Source organism: Sphaerisporangium sp. NPDC051017 (genome assembly GCF_040683095.1).
GTDB lineage: Bacteria > Actinomycetota > Actinomycetes > Streptosporangiales > Streptosporangiaceae > Sphaerisporangium.
Window position 1 is genome coordinate 1 of the sequence record NZ_JBFBCI010000046.1, and the last position, 17621, is coordinate 17621.

Below are 17621 nucleotides of genomic sequence, written 5' to 3' on the forward strand. Positions count from 1 at the left end.
AGGGACTGTGGTGTCAGGACGTGGAGACCTCGGGGCTGCCCGGTCTGTGAAGCGTCAACCCCCGCGCGCCGCTTGACCGCGACGCGACGGGAGAACCTCCGGCCTTCACTTCAGGCCGGGGAGGAGTTCAAGCCCGTGGCGGTGTGCCGGTGATGCTGGTGATCGACCCGGAGGACGCACCGCCCTCGGTCACCGTCCTCAGCGACCCGGAAGACGGTTTCTACCAAACCATCACCCGCGTGACGATGGGCAAGCCCCTGCGCCTCCCCGCCCCCGTCGACTTCGACCTCGACACGGGCATCTTCCTGAGCTGAGTGCATCCACGGGACGAAATGGGGCGGTCAGCGGGTCAGTTGCGCCATGGCCTTGTGGATGCGTTTGCCGGAGATGGGTACGGAGTGCCGAGGGTCTGGGCGAGGTAGCTGGCTCTCAGTGCTCCGCAAGGGGGTCAGCCTGGTCTTCCGCAACCTGGCCCGCCGCAACCAGTCGCTGCGGCACCCGCCAGCTCAGGAATATGACGAGATAACGGGACATGACGCGGTGAACGCGAACGCGTCCGGCGGACCCCGCACGCGTGGTGCGGCCGATTATGCTATTCGGCCGACACTGGAGGTCAGATGGGCGAAAGCAGCGCTCCACGCGTTTTCATTTCCTACGCACCCGATTCCACGGAGCACGAGGAATCGGTGCGCAATCTCTGGATCTTCCTGCGCTGCCATGGTATCGACGCCCGCATCGACCTCCCCGGCGCCGAGGGCAGGCAGGACTGGCCCACGTGGACGCGGGACCGCCTCCGCGACGCGGATTTCGTCATCGTCGTCGCCTCGGACGCCTATAAGCGACGCGCCGAAGACACCGCGGAAACCGGCGATGGCGACGACGTGCGATCGGCGGCCCACCACATCCGCGACGCGTTCCATCGGAATGACCCGAGCGCACCGCTCAAGTACGTGCCGGTTCTGTTACCTGGGCATTCGGCGGGCGAAATCCCGGAGTTCCTCGCCGCCGCGTCCGCCCCTTACGAGGTCACCGATTTCACCGTCCGCGGCACCGAAAAGCTCATGCGGACCCTGATGGCCCCTCCCCCGCGAAGCGCGCCCTCGATGAGCGAACCACTCGCCTCCCCCGCGCCTCCGGCGGCGTCACGACCGGGGGCACGTTCGCCGCTCAGCCACGAGCTGGTCCTCGCCGTCGCGGTGCAGGACGGGCGGGTCTCCTGCGAGGCGACGCTGGCGGGTGCCGTCCTCGGGCGGCACGGCGCGAGCCTCCTCCCCGTCGGCTCCGGCACCCTCGCCCGCGCGATGGACGCCCCGCCGCGCGTGGCCGAGGAGCGTCTGATCGAGGCGGGACGTGCGCTGTGCGCCGCCCTGCTCACCGAGGACACCACCCGCCACATCGCCAGGCTGCTGCACGACTCACGCTTCGGCACTGTGGTGGACGTCGTGATCGACGTGGAGGGCGCGGACGGCGCGGCGTCCGCGCTGCCGTACGAGCTGCTGCGCCTCCCCGACGGCCGCCTGCTCGCCACCGTCCCCGGAGTCCACGTCCGGCGCCGCATCGCCACCACCGCGAACCGGACGCCGACGGCCTCGCCTGGCCCGCTGAAGATCCTCGTGGCCGTGGCCCCACCCACCGGGAACGGCTCGCCGGCCAGGGAGCCCGGGACACGGGGCGTCCCGGACGCGACCACCGGCCCATGGGCCGCCCTGGACCCGGGAACGGACCGGCGTGCCACCCTGGACGCGGTCGCCGACCTGCGGGCCATGGGCGCGGCCGAGGTCCGCGTCCTGGAGGACACCGACCCGCGCGCGATCGCCGAGGCACTACGCACCGACCGATACCACGTCCTACACCTGTCCGCGCCCAGCACATCGCCTGAGGAGCAGCTGCCCGCCGAACACCTGACGGCGGCGCCGGCCGACGCCGAGGCGGGCGACGTGATCCGGCCGCTGCAGGACGGGCTGATCGGCCCCGGGGATCTCCCGCCCCTCGTCGTGATCTCCGGATGCGCGGCGGCCGTGCCCCCCGGGCCGGGCGGCGACGCGCCCGCCGTGACGCTGATCCGGCGCGGCGCCGACCGCGTCCTGGCCATGCAGGCACCGGTCACCGCCAGATACGCCACCCTGCTGACCACACGCTTCTACACCGCCCTCGCCACCGGCGCCGCCCTCACCCCGGCTGCGGCCCTGGCCGACGCCCGCAACCACCTCGAACAGGAACGCATGCACCTGACCCGCGCCGACCCGGACAACCCCCCACCGCCGGAATACGCCATCGCGACCCTACTGTCCACCGGCGACGACCTCCCCCTGATCGCCCCCGCGACGCCACCGGTCCCGCTGAGCCGTTCCTAGATGCGAGCTGGCGTCAGTCTTCCGTACCGCCTTGATCTAAGCGTGCGTCATTCGTGGGGGATGTCACCCGCGGCTCATCATGTATGGGCGGCGCCGACGCCGGGGGCCGGGCGAGGGTGGACAAGCAGTGCGCCGGTGCGTGCGAGGCTGTTCCAGGAGCTACGCGGTCGCTCGCAGGGCATCCTCGACGGCCTGGCCGCTTCGGGGGCGGGCAGCTCGGAGAGTCTGGGCGACCTTGCCGAGATCGCGCCGCGCGAAACGGTTGACCGCCACGGCGTCGGGAGCGACCGTGAGAGCGATCGACTCGGCCGCGTCGACGTCTCCGGCGGCGGCGTGCGCCCGGGCAAGGCAGGAGCCAAACCAGGCCCGATCGCGTCGGTAGGACGCCGGTAGGCTCGACAGGCCGCGATCGAGGAACGCGATGGCTCGAGCGGCGTCGCCAAGCGCTAGCTCGGCCATGCCTCGCTGCATGTCGAACCACCCGTCGTCATAGAAGTACATCCATGGCGGCTCGTCCTCGGGATGCTCTGCGGCGGCCCGGATCAGCTCCTCGGCCTCGTGGAGAAGACGGCGGGCCGGTTGAGCGTCCCCCATCTCTGCGTGGCCGCGTGCCGCCATCTGAGCGGCCATCCCCTGTACGCCGACGGTCGTCCGCCCATCGTGCCAGCGCGAAGCCTCCGCTAGGCGTACACAGCGCGGTGCATCGCCGAGGCTCCATGCCAGGTGAGCTCGCATGTTGAGCGTGGTCGACGCCAGCGAGGCGTCACCGGCTTCCAGCGCCCATCCGTGAGAGCGGTCGTACCAGGCGAGCGCGGCGGCGGCGTCGCCGGAGTCCTGACACATCCAGGCGATGAACTGGGCATACTCGCCCAGCATGGCGACCGTCCGGTCAGCGAGCGGCCCTGAAGCGCCGCGCGCCAGGGTGGCGACGATGTCGAGCTGGGCACGTACGACCGGCAGCAGCGGGCGCCCTCCCACGGTGTCCTCGACGCGGCGATGCTCTGCCAGGCAGCGTTCCAGCCACTCGACGGTGACCGCGTCCACCCGCCGCGGCTGGTCGACGGCTTCGGTGATCCGCTCGTACAGCTCCGGATCGGGAGCGACCGACGCGGGGGCCGCCGTAGGGATCGGCGTCCGGGAGGCGCTGAACAGCTCCCCGGCGTCGACACCGAAGGCCCGGGCGTAGAGCCGGGCGTACAGCTCGCCAGGATGATGCCGGCCGGCCTCCCATGAGCGGATCATGCGGCGGAGGCTGTCGGCGGTGGGCAGCCGTGCGCGGGTGTGCTCGTCGGCTGCCTCGCGTAGCTGCACGGCCAGGTCCTTCAGGCTCCACAGCCTGTGTTGCCGCTCGGCACGTAGCCGTACGGCCCATGGCGGGGCATTGGTCATCGGGCATGCACCTCTTGGGAATACGGGATATCCGCGTGTCTCCCCCAGTCTCCCCTCCCAGGGACCGCGCGCACTCGGTTGTGACGGATCGGCCACAAGAAAGGCGCCCAACGCCGGAGTGCTGGCACCAGACGTAAGCGGGAGGAGCAGTGTGATCCGGATACCCTAACCTCGACGCGACGACGACCAGCCGCGGGACCTGTGGACGTGGTCCGCTGACGACCTGAACGGGCGCACCGTGCGCGGCGCGACCAACGCGCGCCGGGCGCTGCCGACCGCGCTCTACCGCCTTCCTGCGCCGTGACAGCCGCTCTCCGCCACTCGACCTGTGAGGTCCTGGAGCTACCTCGAATCCCACAGGCCTCCGATCTCCTGGCCTTCGCGGATCTTGTCCAGTTCAGGCCAGGGCTCTGCGGCGCCGGGCTGCACTGAACGACGATGCAGGGGTTGACCGAAAGGACGTCACGGTGACGATGCTCACGAACACGACCCACAGCTCGGCGCTGTCCGGCTGGCGCCTGGAATTCGAGCTGACAGGGAGCTGCCAGCTCGAATGCGTGCATTGCTACGCCGAATCGGGCCCGAACGGTGACCATGGCACCATGACGGCCCAGGACTGGAAGACGGCCATCTCTGAGGCTGCGTTGCTGGGGGTATCGCACGTTCAGTTCATCGGGGGCGAGCCGACGATGCATCCGCAGTTCGGGGAGCTTCTTCGGCACGCGATCGATTGCGGCCTGCCGGTGGAGGTGTTCAGTAACCTGGTGCACGTGCGGGCCGACTGGTGGGACATGCTCGTCTCCCCGGGGGTGTCGCTGGCGACGAGCTACTACTCTGATCGGGCATCCGAGCACGCGGCTGTGACCGGCCGCGAGGGGAGTCATGCCCGTACGCGGGCGAACATCGCCCAGGCGGTGAGGCGCGGGATCCCGGTCCGGGCCGGGATCATCGATGTTCTCGACGGGCAGCGTGTTGAACAGGCTCAGGCGGAACTGTTGGCGCTGGGAGTGTCCAGCATCGGCATCGATCGGCTTCGGGGGGTCGGGCGTGGCGCGAGAACACGTCCTGATGTGTCGCAGCTGTGCGGGGGCTGTGGACGCGGGCAAGCGGCAGTTTCTCCCACAGGCGATGTGTGGCCGTGCGTCCTATCGCGGTGGATGCGGGCGGGAAACGTCAAGGAACGACCGCTAGCCGAGATCCTGACCGGACAGGCATGGAAGGATCTCGTTGACTCGATCCCGGCTCCCCGGGGTGGGCCTCAATGCAATCCAGACAAAGAGGATTGCCGCCCCAAGAAGGACGGAAACGACTGTCATCCATCCGAGAAGCCCGCATGTAATCCCCGGTTCTGTGGCCCAGAACTCAGCCCCAAGAATCCGCCGAAGGATCCGAAGAAGAAATGAACTGGGAACACCACGCCGCGCGGCTCGCCGATGAGGTGACTCGTCCGACCTCCTCTTGGCGTGAGCCGGTTCTGACCACTCCGCGCCATTTGCTGGTGCCCCGATGGTGGAGCCGTTCCCATTCGGGGTGGACGCTGAACGACGGGCCGTCCGACACGCGGCAGTGGCTGAGCGCCGCGTACAGTGACACTTCTCTGGTCACGAGGGTCGGGCCGCTTCACGCGGATCAAGCACAGCTTGAGGATCACCCTTCCGGGAAGCCCACATCGTCGTCGACTCTGCCTGGCTTGGTCGCGCAGATGTTCCGGCACGCGGACATCTGCGACGGCGTCGCCGTCCTGGACGTCGGTACCGGTTCGGGGTACGGCTGCGCCCTGCTCGCGCAGCGGCTGGGTGACAGCCTTGTCACCAGCATCGATGTCGACCCGTACCTGGCGGAGATCGCGGCCGAACGCCTCGACGGAATAGGGTTGCGGCCAGAGATCGTCACCTGTGACGCGACAGGGCCGCTGCCTGGGGAGTACGACCGGATAGTGGCGACGGTGTCCGTGCGGCCGATTCCGGAAAGCTGGCTGACCGCATTAAGGCCGGGCGGACGCCTGGTGACCACCATTGCCGATACCACGATCATCGTCGTGGCCGACAAGACCGAGGACGGGGGCGCGGCCGGTCGAGTCCAGTGGGATCGTGCCGGGTTCATGACCACCCGCGTCGGCCCTGACTACCCGTCCAGCTCGTGGGAGGCCTTCGACGTCATCAGCGGCCAAGAGGGAGAAGAGGTCGGTAAAGGACGCTATCCGGTGACGAACGTGGTGGAGGCGTGGGAGTTGCAATCCATGCTGGAAGTCACCGTTCCCGGCATCAAACACTACTACGAGGAAGAGGGAGACGGGCGGCGGACGGCGTGGATGGTGCACCCTGACGGGTCCTGGGCCAGGGCCGAAGCGTTCAACAATGATCCACCGACCGTCCATCAGAGCGGACCCCGCCGACTCTGGAACGCCCTGGACGAGATACGTCACCGATGGCTGGTCGACGGCAGCCTTCCGCTTCTCGGCGCTTGGGTCTACATCGACCCCACCGGAGAGATCAACCTGGCACGCGGGGCCTGGCGAGAAAGGCTCGTTTGAGCTGGGTGCCCGCGCCTGTCCCTCTGGACGAGTCGAACTCCCCTGAGCACACGTTAGCGTCCGCCACCGCCCCACCCTGCTACGCGGGCAGACTCTGCTCCGATGCGCCGGATCACGAAACGTGCGCCAGATCCAACATTCAGCCGCCGTTGACACCTGAAGCTTCTGGACTCAGCTCGAGGAAATATCCTTTTCACGCTTCCTGCGGTGTCTCAACTCGACTAATCCGGCCACCGCGACCCCCAGTCCAGCGAACGAGAGCGACGGCAAAAGCCAATCGGCGGTCGACCTACCGGCGACCCGGAGGTCGAGCATCACGACCAGAAAAGCTCCACCTCCGAACCATATCGACCTCAACAGGAATCTCACCACCGATATCCTCTTCTCGTCCGGCTTACTTGCCATCGACGCAGCCACGCCTCGGCGGACATCAGGACACCGGAAACAGCGGCGACAGCCACGCCGATCGCAAACGACCGCCTTCTCAGCATGACGCTTTCCCTGGCCCGCCAAAGGGCAGCGAGAACAGCGCCACCTCCCACCACTGAAAAGGGACACCATCTCTTCTGCACGTACTCCGTCACCCTTTCCATGGACGGCCCGGCCATACTGGACCTCGGTGGATAAATCTTCTCCAGAAGACGATCAGCGGTTTCTTCCCAGTCCGAGCCGCGGCGCCACCCTTCGTAATCCCGTAACGCCTCTGCCTGCACCGTTCGAACAATGCCGAGATAATGAAAGTCAATGCAAATATCACGCCAAGACCGAGGCATAGACTTGCCGTAAGCGCCCAGGGAATCGGACGCTCTCCTACAAGTACGAGTTGGCCGACAGGAGCACGGTCACCAATACCAGGTGTGATCGACTGCGATCAGGCCGAGCCTTGGAATCAGGATTTGTGCCTACACTGCCACAATCTTTTACCGATGGACAGTATCGAGATCAAAGCCACGAACACCCCGATTGCAGCAGCCGCCCGAAAATCCAATAGCAGCCCGGCCGCCAAAATCACAAGGACGTACACCACACCAGAGATGGCGATCTCGACAATAAGTCTCCGCCTACCGCTGAACCCCAAGAGGATCTCCCGAGCACGTAAATCCAACCATCTTTGACGCGGCGCTCCAACTCGGTGAGCTGTGCTCGATCGACCACTTCCCGCGCCTCTAAAGTGCTTCCCCTACACCTTTCCTTCTCGGCGTTCACCCAGCCCTCGATATGGTAGGCGGTCAGCGTCGCCGTGACGACCACGTGCAGCCAATGGTTCTTCGCAGCCACCCTCGTGACGCTCTCGTCGGGCCGAAACATCGCCGGTCGCCGGGACGTGCACGCCCCAGCGACCGGCAACCCGTGCTGATCAAGCTATCGGTGAATTACTCGCGGGCGCGGCAGCTGCCCGCTTCCACCTAGCGTGTACCCTGCGAAGGTTGAATTTCTTGGCGGGCGTCGCGCGCTGGAGAGGGACTGGAGACCAGCCACCACCCGAGCAGCATCAGTAGAGCGACGACTGCGATCCGTATAGACAGGATCCAAGTCTGTCGTTTAGCCATTTGTCGTCATTGAGGATGGAGCTCCTGCGCCTTTGACCGTTACCTGGATGCCCAGATAGTAGTCTATGACGCACCCCCACGTCGAAATCTTGCACCATCTCCCATTCGCGCAGAAGATGCCCGACTTCTTATCGGAGGCGTACCTGACTTTCGGTTGGGTGTGGACGCCACTGGGACGCCCATGAGGGCGAAGCCGGCCAGGGTGCCGAAGGAACGATGGGCAGTACCGAGCCAGGAGTAGCACGTGGGTTGGTGGCGTCGGGACGGGCTGAGCCGTACTCGGTCTGTTCGAAATAGGCCTGGATACCGGTCGCGCCGATGCCGGAGTCGCAGGTGGCTACGACGTCACCGTGCAGGTTCGCCAGTTGCAGACTGGTGATGCCGCCGTTCGTCTGGATCGCACCTAGGCCACCCAGGCCGGTAACGTTCCTCAAGATCGCGAAGATGGCCAAAGTCGAGCTTGGATCAGATGGCGTCAGAGATCTCTGATCCTCGGGAGCCGTGCCCCCTCTTTTGGCTGCTTGGCAACCCATTACCAACCTGGACGAGGTCCGCCGTTGAACGCGTCCGGTCAAAACGTCAACTCGCGGGGCCCTGGGCTTAGTTAAGGTTGAGCACGCTGCCGCTCACCTCCTTCAGAAAAGAAGGTATCGACATATTCAGACGGCGCCAGATTGCTGGTGCGCATTAATGAAAACACTTCCACCCCCTCGTCAAGATCATCCGATATGTGATACGCCTGAGAAAGTCCCACGTAGCGGACGTTAATTAGTGTGCTTGCATACTGCATTGCTTCACTTTCGGCCAGCCGAATCGCCTCCGCGAAACGAGCAGCCCTCCAAATTGTTATACGTTCTTCATATGCGCCCAGGTCGCGATGATGGAATACGCATCGCACTCCGTACCATTCAGGCTCAGATTTTCTATCGATCTTCGCACTCTCCCCCGGAAACCCCCTCAGATATCTCACGTAGCGGCAAAACCCAGGCTGAGCGGCCGTCGACTTCCGTCTCCGATTCCATTTAGAGCCTAAAGCGTCTTGCGAATACGCGCCTAACTTTGCATGAATTGGCGAATCCCCTGACTAGAAAGGTCCTCTGGTGCCCCGGGCAGGGCCGCAAGCTCTGCATGGGACGCCAAAGAAGGGTGAGACAGCGGGCAACGCGTAAACCAATCGACAGAGCCGGATAGCTGCCGCCGCTTCCTCACCTCACCGATCGCGGTCGTCACTGGAGTGGCCGGGCGTGGCGGCCCCCACGGGCCCGGCGTCGCGGCGCCCATAGCCGCACTTGTAGCGAATGGCCCGAGGACCACCAGCCCCAGATCGTCCAAGTGATGACGAGAATGCCTACGAGGGTCGCACCGGCGTCACCGAGCCATTCGGTCGAGCCCTCGGCTCCGTAGATGTTGCCGTCCACGTCGATCACGGCGACGTGCTCACCCGGCCGCGTGCCGCCGGCCAAGTCGGCGGTCTCCACGTGAGCGAGCTGAAGCCGCCGGTCGTCCGAGACGAATGAGCCGCTCCAGTTGCACAACGTTATGTTGCAATCTCGGGTCTGGACCGTCAGCATGCCCCGAGTCCCCTCGCCCATCAACGCCCGCAACGACGGCCCAAGCGCCAAGAAACCGCTGACGGCGACGACGAGACCGACCAGCGCCATAGTGGTCGCACATCCGAGGCCAAACTGTTCCTTCGCTTCACCGGCAGGAAGCGAAGGAACTTCATCAGACATTCTTTCGCGCCTTGCGCTCTTTTTGTTTGGCAATGAAACGTGCCGCCTCCCAGCCATTCATAGCGGTCGCTAGTGTTGGCTGCGCGGTCGAGGCCATATTCGGTCTGTTCCGCGTAGTTGTCCACGCCTGTGGCACTACCGGCATCGGCACAGGTGGCGACAACGTCCCCGTGCAGGTTCGTAAGCTGCAGCGTGAGCGTGCCGCCACTGGACTGCGTCGCCTCGAACCACGCGAATACCGTGATATTGCGCGTCCACGTCCCGTTGACCTCACCGATCCAGGCCGGCCATTACCGGGGCCACCCAACCGAAATGGATACTCAGAACGAGTCAGGCGAGCGCGAGAACGCGGCACCGATCCAGACAGAGAAAACGCGGCGGCCCCTGCCTGCAGGCCGTGAATTCTCCCTTCACACAGGCGCGGCCGTTCACTTGTTGCGCTTACGTTTCCGGGCGGAATCGTACAGGCCGGCGGCCATCGCCACGCTGGCGATGACCGCCGCGCCATGACCCTTCCATCTGTCCATAAGAAAAAGGAATGCCGCCAGCGCCACGGCTCCTAGGAAATACACCAAGTACACCCACCACGGTTCACGTTTCATCTTTCATCCCTAAGAGGCGCTATACCGTGCAACTCCGATCGGCCCGCACGGTGAGGGCCGATCGCTACCCGTTTCCTCTCTCAGCAACAGACCATCGCGCCTCCGGATAATGAAGTCCGGCCAGGGAGACGCTGTTCGCGGCCTCCTTGGCCGGGTTCCAGGGTCAGCTACACGAGCCTAGTCCCTGAGCAGTTTTGTGTTGTGATGCTTACCTGCGGCTCCGATGAGCTTGACCTTGCTGAGTATCCATCCGAGAACAGACCGTACGGTATTATTCTTGAGGACCTTTATGAGCCAGCCTAGGCCTTTTATGAGTTTGCTGGCCGCCCAGGCACCGAGAGCTTCACCGAATCCTTCGACGAAGGCATCCCATATGGCTTTGCTGTTCCACTTCCAGTTGTCCTTGTACCATTGCGCGACAGCGCCGGTCACGCCTCCGCCCAGTGATACACACAACCATCCTGACGCAGCCAGGCCAGGAATGAGCCCGCAGGCGGCGACCACCGCGGCGCCTGCAGGGCCCGCAATCGCCCAACACTTCCACGCGCTCCAGGAGAAACCGCAGGCAAACCTGCCGTCGAGGTCTCGGCAGTTGACGGGGTCTGCGCTGCAGTAGTCGTAGGCATTGGCGTTGCCGCCGGCCACGGGGTCGACCTGGAGGAATCGGCCGGTGGCGGGGTTGTAGAGGCGCACGCCCATGAGGACGATGTCGGCGACCGTGTCGCTGGCTCGTTGGGCACCTCCCAACCACTCATAGCGGTCACTGGTGTTGACAGCTCGATCGAGGCCATACTCGTTCTGTTCGGAGTAACTGTCCACCCCTGTGGCACTACTGCTATCGGCGCAGGTCGCGACGACATCCCCGTGCAGGTTCGTGAGTTGCAGCGTGAGAATGCCGCCGCTGGTCTGCGTGGCCTCCAGACCGGTGAACGCGGTGACGTTGCGGGTCCAGGTGCCATTCGCCTCGCTGATCCAGGCCGGCGAGTCTCCGCCACCCGTGTAATGGTTGGTCTGCGTGCCGACCGAGGACGTGGTCTGGCGGACGCGGCCGAGCGGGTCGAGGGTGAAGGTTTTGGTCGTCGACGCCTGGGTGAGGGTCCTGACCATGTCGCCCGCGTAGTAGCCGACCGTGACCGCCGCGCTGTTGGCCGTGGATCCCGCTGGGACGGCGGTCGTACGGCCGAACGCGTCGTAGGAGTACCCAGAATCGGTGATCCTGTCCGCCGAGTCGAAGGTATGGGTCACCGTCGTCGGGGTGGTCGAGGTCGAGCACGACCCGTCGTCGGCCGCCGGGTAACTGGCCTGCGAGGTGCGGTTGGTGTCCACGTCGAACCCGTACGTGCGGGTCTCGCACGACAGGTTGTAGGTGTCCGACACCTGGGTCAGCCGCCCGGCGGTGTCGTAGTTGTAGTGCTGCAGGCTGCCGTTCGGCCCGGCCGTCTCCACCGTCCGGCCGTTGGCGTCGGGGATCGCGGTGAAGGCCAGCCAGTTCGTGCCCGACTTGGCGTAGGTCAGGCTGGTTTGCTTGCCGGTATCGTCCCACCCGCTGGTGGCGGTCAGGCCGTTCGGGTACACCTGCTTGACCAGGTTGCCCGCCGCGTCGTAAGCGGCGGTGAACGAGCCGATGGTGGAGACGGCGATGCCGGTGGGCAGGCCGCGCCGTTCGGCCTTTCCGGCGGCGTCGGTGCCGTCGTAGGTGTAGGTGTAGGTGCCCTTGCCATCGTTCACCGTGGCGACCCGGCCCGTCGGGTCGTACGTCGTGACAGCGGTGTTGCCGTCGGCGTCCGTGGTCGAGTACGCCCGGCCGAGCGCGTCGTAGGCGGTCGTGACCGAGACTCCGTCGGCGGTGACCCCGGTCTGCAGGCCGGTGGCGCTGTCGTAGGTGTAGGTGCGATCCGGCAGTGCGGTGCTGCCGGCGCCGGTCTCGGTCACGCTGGTCGCGGCCGTACGGCCTGCGGAGTCGACCGTGACCGTCGACATTCGGGTCGCCGACCCCGACGTCTCGACGGTCTGGGCGGTCTGGCCCCAGTAGCCATAGGTGACTGTGGTGACTGGCAGCGTCCCTCCGCTGGAGGGGTTGGCGGCGGGAGCGGCGCGGCACATCAGTCCGGCCCACTGCGGCTTCCCGCCGCACGACGGGTACGAGGAGTTGGCGGCGGCGGTGTAGTAGGTCGTCGTGGTCGTGCCCGCATCGGAGCCCGAGGAGGACGGCATGCGCCGCTCGATCTGGCGTCCGGCGTCGTCGTAGTGGACCTTCTGCACGATGTCGGTGCCGCCTGCGACGACGGTCTTGTGGCTGGTGGGCTGGAAGAGGTCCCAGCCAGAGGGGCCGCCGGAGACGATCGGGTCGTAGCCCGTCTTCTCGGTGTGGGTATCGGCCGACGCGACCGTGCCAGCGCCGTTGACGACCAGCGGCTTGACGGTCGTGGTCGTGACGAGGTGGTAGTCGACATCGGGGTCGGGCTTGCCCTCGTCGTAGGTGTAGTTGGTGTGCTGGCGGGCGGACACGAGCGTGCCGTCGGCGAGCATCACCTGGTGGGCGGGGCCGTCGCCAGTCAGGGCGTCCCCATCGTCGTTGTAGGTCGTGAGGGTGGCCAGCAGGTCGGCGCGCTCGGCGCTGCTGGTGCGCCCGGCCACGTAGGCGTCCGTCGAAGTGGTGGGCGCGAGGGCCTCGGCCCGGTTGCCCGCGCTCAGGTCCCACACGGTGTTGCCGTTGTCGTCGTACCGGGTCGTCGAGACCTGCCAGGCGCTGGCGCCGTACGTCGCCGTGTTGACGGCGCGGCCGTTGACGTCCATGTACGTCAGGGACGCGTACGGATAGTCGCCGGAGGCGGGAGTGTAGGAGCCGTCCCCGGCCTGCGGAGGCACGTGCCAGGCGGGGAAGACCGCCGTACCGGTCCGAGGCAGGTCAGAGGTCTGCGACCAGGTCGCGGCCGTCGCCCCGGTCACGTCCACCGGCGAGTTGATCGGCACACCGTACGACACCGCCTGGACGATGTCCGTGGCGCCTGCCTCGCGCTGGACATCGGCCAGTCGGCCGGAGGTGTCGTAGTCCATCCGCCAGGGGTTGACCCCGGGCGGGGTTATCTGCGAGATCCGGCCCGCGCCGTCGTAGTAGTAGGTGACCGTCAGATTGGGGCGGGGGTCGGTCACCGTGCGCAGGTGCCCGGTGGAGTCATACCCGTAGGTGGCGACAATCGTGGACTTCATCGCCAAGGTTGCGGGGTCATAGGCCGTGTATGAGATCGACTTGACCAGCCCGGCATAGTCACCCCAGCCGGAGGCGATGCCCGTTGCCGTGGTGGCGGAGGCGTAGGTGATGTCGAGCGTCTTGCAGCCTGCGACCAGGCTTGCGGAGCAGTCCACTCCTGCCGGAACCGGGGCGAGCATGCGGGTTACCCGTCCTTGCCCGTCAAGCGCATAGGTGGTGGTGTTCTCCTGGCCGGGTTCATCGACACGGCTGACGACCCATCGGGTCAAGTCAGAAGCGAAGTTGACGTCGACCCAGTAGTTGCCGCCGCCGTAGGAACTGGTGGGGAACTGGGAGGCGCTGCCGTAGGAGAAGACGCCGTTGCCGCCGTACACCGCGCTGGTGGCCGGCGCGTGCAGCGGCGGGCTGTCCTTCGTCGACGCGAAATAGTTACCGTCGAAGGAGTAGTGCCCGGCGGGAGCGAAGTAGGACGCGATGTACGTTGTGCCCGACGTCACCCGGATCGGTGCGGGGAAGGTGAGGGTCTGCCAGCCCGAGTCCGTCTCCTCCGTGAACGTGCCGGTGGCGATCTTCTGACCTGACGCGGTCCACAGGTTCCCGATGTGGGTTCCGGTGTTTCCTTGCCCCTTGTAGAAACGTACCCCGGTGATGAATCCGGGCTGGTCGGCGGTGAACTTCACCCCCAACTCGACCGGGTCGGGGTCGGTGGAGGCCGCGGTTCCCGGGGTGGCGGCCACGCCGAACAGGCTGGTGGTGCTCACGGTCGGCAGGGCGGGATCAGGTGCCCCCTGGTTGGGGACGAAGTCCACGTCCACCCAGTAGTTGCCGCCGTGGTAGCTCCCGGAGGGGAAGGTGGAGGCCGTCCCGTAGCCGTAGACGCCGTTGCCGCCGTACACGTCCGCGGTGGCCGGGGCGTGCAGCGGCGGGCTGTCGGTGGCCGCAGCGAAGAAGTTGTCGTCGAAGGAATAGTGTCCCGCCGGAGCGAAGTAGGACGCCACATACGTCGTGCCAGGACTCACTTGAACCGGTGCGGTGAAGGTGAGCGTCTGCCATCCCGATGCGGTTTCGCCGGTGAACGTCCCGGTGGCGAGGTTCTGCCCGGCGGTGGTCCACAGGTTGCCGATGTGGGTTCCGGTGTTGCCTGGTCCCTTGTAGAAACGCACTCCCGTGATGAGTCCTGGCTGGTCGGCGGTGAACTTCACCCCGATCTCCAGCGGGTCGGGCTCGTTGACCGACGCAACCGTGGGAGCTGCCGTGGCGGCGAAGAGGTGTGCGGGGGCGGTCGGGGCCACCGCGGCTGCTTTGAAGGTTGTCTTGTCCCCGAAGGTATCGGTGTGGGCGAACTGGGTGGGTGAGTCCTTGACCACCGTAGACCCGTCGGTGGCGTCGGAGACGCCCTGGTAGGTGCCGTCGGCCTGCTTGGTGTAGGTGAGCTGAGAGCCGTCAGGACCCGTGAAGAGCACGTAGCCCTTGTCGGTGTGGTCTTCGAACTGGCTGCCGGCGACGGCCGAACTGCCGGTGGGGAAGGAGGCGGTCCAGCCTGGTCCGAACACCCCGCCTGCGCCGGTGACGGTTGCGGGGGCCAGGGTGGTGTGGCCCCGGGACACCGACAGTCCGAACGCACTGACGTCCGTCGCGCCGACTGAGTAGTCACCGGTGAGCAGGGCGGCGGTCCCGGGGCCGAGAGCCGTGGTCGCGTAGGAGGCGCCGAAGGCGGTTCGTTCCAGGGTGAAGCCGACCGCATCGGAGCAGTCGTCGGCGGTGCCGCTGGTGAAGCAGGCCCGCAGCGCGACCGGACCGTCACCACGACCGGCGCTGCGCATGGTGTGGGCGACGTCCCAGTACAGCTCGGCGAACGGCTGGCTCGTGTTGGTCCGTGTCACGGGCCAGGCGGCAATGGGGGTGGCAGAGCCCGGTACAGTCACATCGGTGGTGGGGATCGGTGACCAGGCGGCGTCGGTCTTGACGTCGGCCTTGTACTCGTACCGTACGCCGGTGCGGTCGGGGGCCGCTACAGCGGCCAGGGCGATCGCGGCCTGGGTGCGGTCCTCGTCCAGCGGCTTGGTGACCTGACCGACTCCCGCGCCGAAGTTGTAGGCGGTGACCGTCGAGGTGCGCAGGGCCATGTCGCGGGTCTTGACGTACAGGGTGTGCCAGCCCTGCTTGGGGTCGATGCTGATGGTCAGCGGGTGGCCACCGCCGCCGTTGTCGGCGGCCAGGTTCGGCGCGGAGGGGTCGTCCAGGCCCCAGTAGTAGCCCGAGCCGTCAGCCGAGGTGGTGCTCAAGGTGGCGGTCACCGGCTGGGTCTGCTTGGCCGACCAGGCGTTCGCCGGATAGGACGCCACGCTCACGGTGGGAGCGGCCGGGTCGGTCGCATCGACGGTGAAGCTCTTCAGCGCCGACCAGGATCGGGAGTAGTCGGTGCCGTCGAACCCGCGCGCCCGCCACTGGTAGTGCTTGCCGTCGGCGAGCTTGCCCGCCGGGACCTGGATCTTGCCCAGCTCGCCCTGCTGGAGGCCGTTCACCGCGCCCGACCAGACCGTCCCGGTGCCTTCGGCCGGGTAGGCCGGATCACGCAGGATCTCAAAGTCGATCCGCTCGGTGTCCCATTCGCCGTCGCCGACCAGGCCGGCCAGGGTCGGGGTCAGCGAGGTGACGAACGTCCCACCGTTGGTACCGCCCGCGCTCGGGGTGATCGACAGGGCTGAGGGCACGGTCGGGTAGGAGTTCCACTGGACGATGATCTTCGGGCCAGGCATGCCGGCGGTGTTCTCCGAGGAGCGGAACATCCGCCAGTTGGTGGCGTCAGCCTCGTTCACCGCGCGGATCTGCAGGCCGTAGTTCGGTGTGCCGTCCGACCAGGCTTGCAGGATGCTCTCGATGGAGAACAGCATCGTGCTCTCGGCGCAGTCCGGGTCGCCGTAGGCGTTGGTGTTGGTGACCGCGCCGGTCGTCGTCGTGGACGGCTGTGCCGCCAGGGTCAGCGTCGAGGACTGCCACGCCGAGGTGACCCGGCGCACCTGCACACCCGATCCCACGCTGCTGCCGCAGGCGTTGGACTTGTAGTTCGACAGGGTCAGATCCGCGTTCATGATGTGCTTGCGGGTCAACCCGTTCAGCCCGAACTGCAGGTAGGTGCGTGCGGTCTTGGTACCCGTGCCGAACTTGCCCGCGTGCAGCCAGGTGGCGCCGGTCTGTGAGCTGGGGTAGTCGTCGGAGACGAAGGTGTCGGTCTGCAGGGTCAGGTTCATCCACGGGTCCACCGTGACCGGGAACTGCACGGCCGGGTCGGCCATGAACCCGGTGTCCGGCTTGAGGACGAACGCAGGCCCGTCCGGCCCGTTGACGATCTCGGAGGCCACCTCGGCACGCTTGCCCTGATCGGGGGACTCCTCCGCGGCGGCGTCCCACATCTGCGGCGCGGGAGCGGCGGCGATCACCTTGCCCGAGGAATCGTCGGCAAGCTGCAGACCATGGTCGGCGCGCTGGCCGAACTGCACTCCTGACAGCTCCATCGGCAGCTTGATCTCCACCGGGCCGGTGGGCCGCTCCCGGAAGACCACGAAATGCACGAAACCACGAGCCTGCGCCTGCGCCTGCGCCTGCACGACCAGATCAGCACCCGGCGCGACATCACGCCACGTCAAGGTGCTACCGAAACCTCCGGCCTGCCCAACTGACCCGCCCACTTCAGGCCTAAGCGGCGCGCCTTGCCCTTGCGCTTGCCGTTGACCTTCACCGTGGTGTCGTCAGCGATCGAGGCGAAGGCGCCAGAACCGTCCGCGCTGAAGTCGATGTCGGCAACAGCGGCCTTGGGAACCAGGCGGTTACCTTCCTGGATGAGCGTGGTGTCGATCGGCACCCAGCCATCTCCGCGCTTGACGCGGATAGGCCCGGAGTTGATCTCCGTTGTCACGGTCCCATCGGGATTGATCCAGGACGTGGACTCCTCGGTGCGCTCAGAGGTCACCTCCACGCGAGAGTTCTGCAGACGAGCGGCCAACCCGGCCGACGTCATGTCGGGGCGCTCGGTGACCTGCTCTTGTGTAGAGGTCGCCTTGGCCGCAGCCACTGCAGCTGCGCGCGCCTTGTCTGCGGCCACCGCTTCGGGAGCGCCTGCGATCGTGGTGACCGCCAGCGCGATGACCATGCCGGCTGCGATTGTCCGGGTTTGTCTTGCCCTGATTTTGAGCCGCGAGAAGACCATCTACACTCCGTACGTAGCTGGGCAAGGGCATACGCACAGCAC

The 17621-nt window shown here is 66.4% G+C and carries 10 protein-coding genes; 4 read left to right on the top strand and 6 right to left on the bottom strand.

Features of this window, described 5'->3' with window-relative positions; genetic code table 11:
- The first annotated feature begins 149 nt into the window (after window positions 1–149).
- Both AB0M95_RS29220 and AB0M95_RS29225 read left to right on the top strand, forming a co-directional pair.
- Entirely contained in the window at window positions 150–314 is a 165-nt protein-coding gene (locus AB0M95_RS29220; RefSeq protein ID WP_363771208.1) for a hypothetical protein, read from the top strand.
- Between the two features lie 303 nt (window positions 315–617).
- Window positions 618–2354, top strand: coding sequence for a CHAT domain-containing protein (locus AB0M95_RS29225; protein ID WP_363771210.1), 1737 nt, complete (start codon window positions 618–620; stop codon window positions 2352–2354).
- Window positions 2355–2513: 159 nt separating this feature from the next.
- On the opposite strand, the gene AB0M95_RS29230 is transcribed toward AB0M95_RS29225, so the two are convergent.
- The gene (locus AB0M95_RS29230) at window positions 2514–3743 is read right to left on the bottom strand and encodes a helix-turn-helix transcriptional regulator (protein ID WP_363771213.1); all 1230 of its coding nucleotides are present in this window, start codon (window positions 3741–3743) and stop codon (window positions 2514–2516) included.
- Between the two features lie 473 nt (window positions 3744–4216).
- Here AB0M95_RS29230 and AB0M95_RS29235 point away from each other — a divergent pair, with 473 nt between their 5' ends.
- Both AB0M95_RS29235 and AB0M95_RS29240 read left to right on the top strand, forming a co-directional pair.
- The gene (locus AB0M95_RS29235) at window positions 4217–5146 is read left to right on the top strand and encodes a radical SAM protein (RefSeq protein WP_363771371.1); all 930 of its coding nucleotides are present in this window, start codon (window positions 4217–4219) and stop codon (window positions 5144–5146) included.
- 287 nt (window positions 5147–5433) lie between these two features.
- On the top strand, window positions 5434–6276 hold the full coding sequence (locus tag AB0M95_RS29240) for a methyltransferase domain-containing protein (RefSeq protein ID WP_363771215.1): 843 nt from the start codon (window positions 5434–5436) through the stop codon (window positions 6274–6276).
- A gap of 171 nt (window positions 6277–6447) precedes the next feature.
- On the opposite strand, the gene AB0M95_RS29245 is transcribed toward AB0M95_RS29240, so the two are convergent.
- The 5 genes from AB0M95_RS29245 to AB0M95_RS29265 form a co-directional block, all read right to left on the bottom strand.
- A complete protein-coding gene (locus tag AB0M95_RS29245) occupies window positions 6448–6681 on the bottom strand; it encodes a hypothetical protein (protein WP_363771218.1) in 234 nt (77 codons plus the stop codon).
- 2371 nt (window positions 6682–9052) lie between these two features.
- Complete coding sequence (locus tag AB0M95_RS29250) at window positions 9053–9559, bottom strand: hypothetical protein (protein WP_363771221.1); 507 nt, start codon at window positions 9557–9559, stop codon at window positions 9053–9055.
- 428 nt (window positions 9560–9987) lie between these two features.
- Entirely contained in the window at window positions 9988–10161 is a 174-nt protein-coding gene (locus tag AB0M95_RS29255; RefSeq protein WP_363771224.1) for a hypothetical protein, read from the bottom strand.
- A gap of 177 nt (window positions 10162–10338) precedes the next feature.
- A complete protein-coding gene (locus AB0M95_RS29260; RefSeq protein WP_363771227.1) occupies window positions 10339–17019 on the bottom strand; it encodes a DUF4082 domain-containing protein in 6681 nt (2226 codons plus the stop codon).
- Window positions 17016–17579, bottom strand: a complete 564-nt coding sequence (locus tag AB0M95_RS29265; protein ID WP_363771230.1) for a hypothetical protein — start codon at window positions 17577–17579, stop codon at window positions 17016–17018. The genes AB0M95_RS29260 and AB0M95_RS29265 overlap by 4 nt, the downstream gene beginning before the upstream one ends.
- Window positions 17580–17621 lie beyond the last annotated feature (42 nt).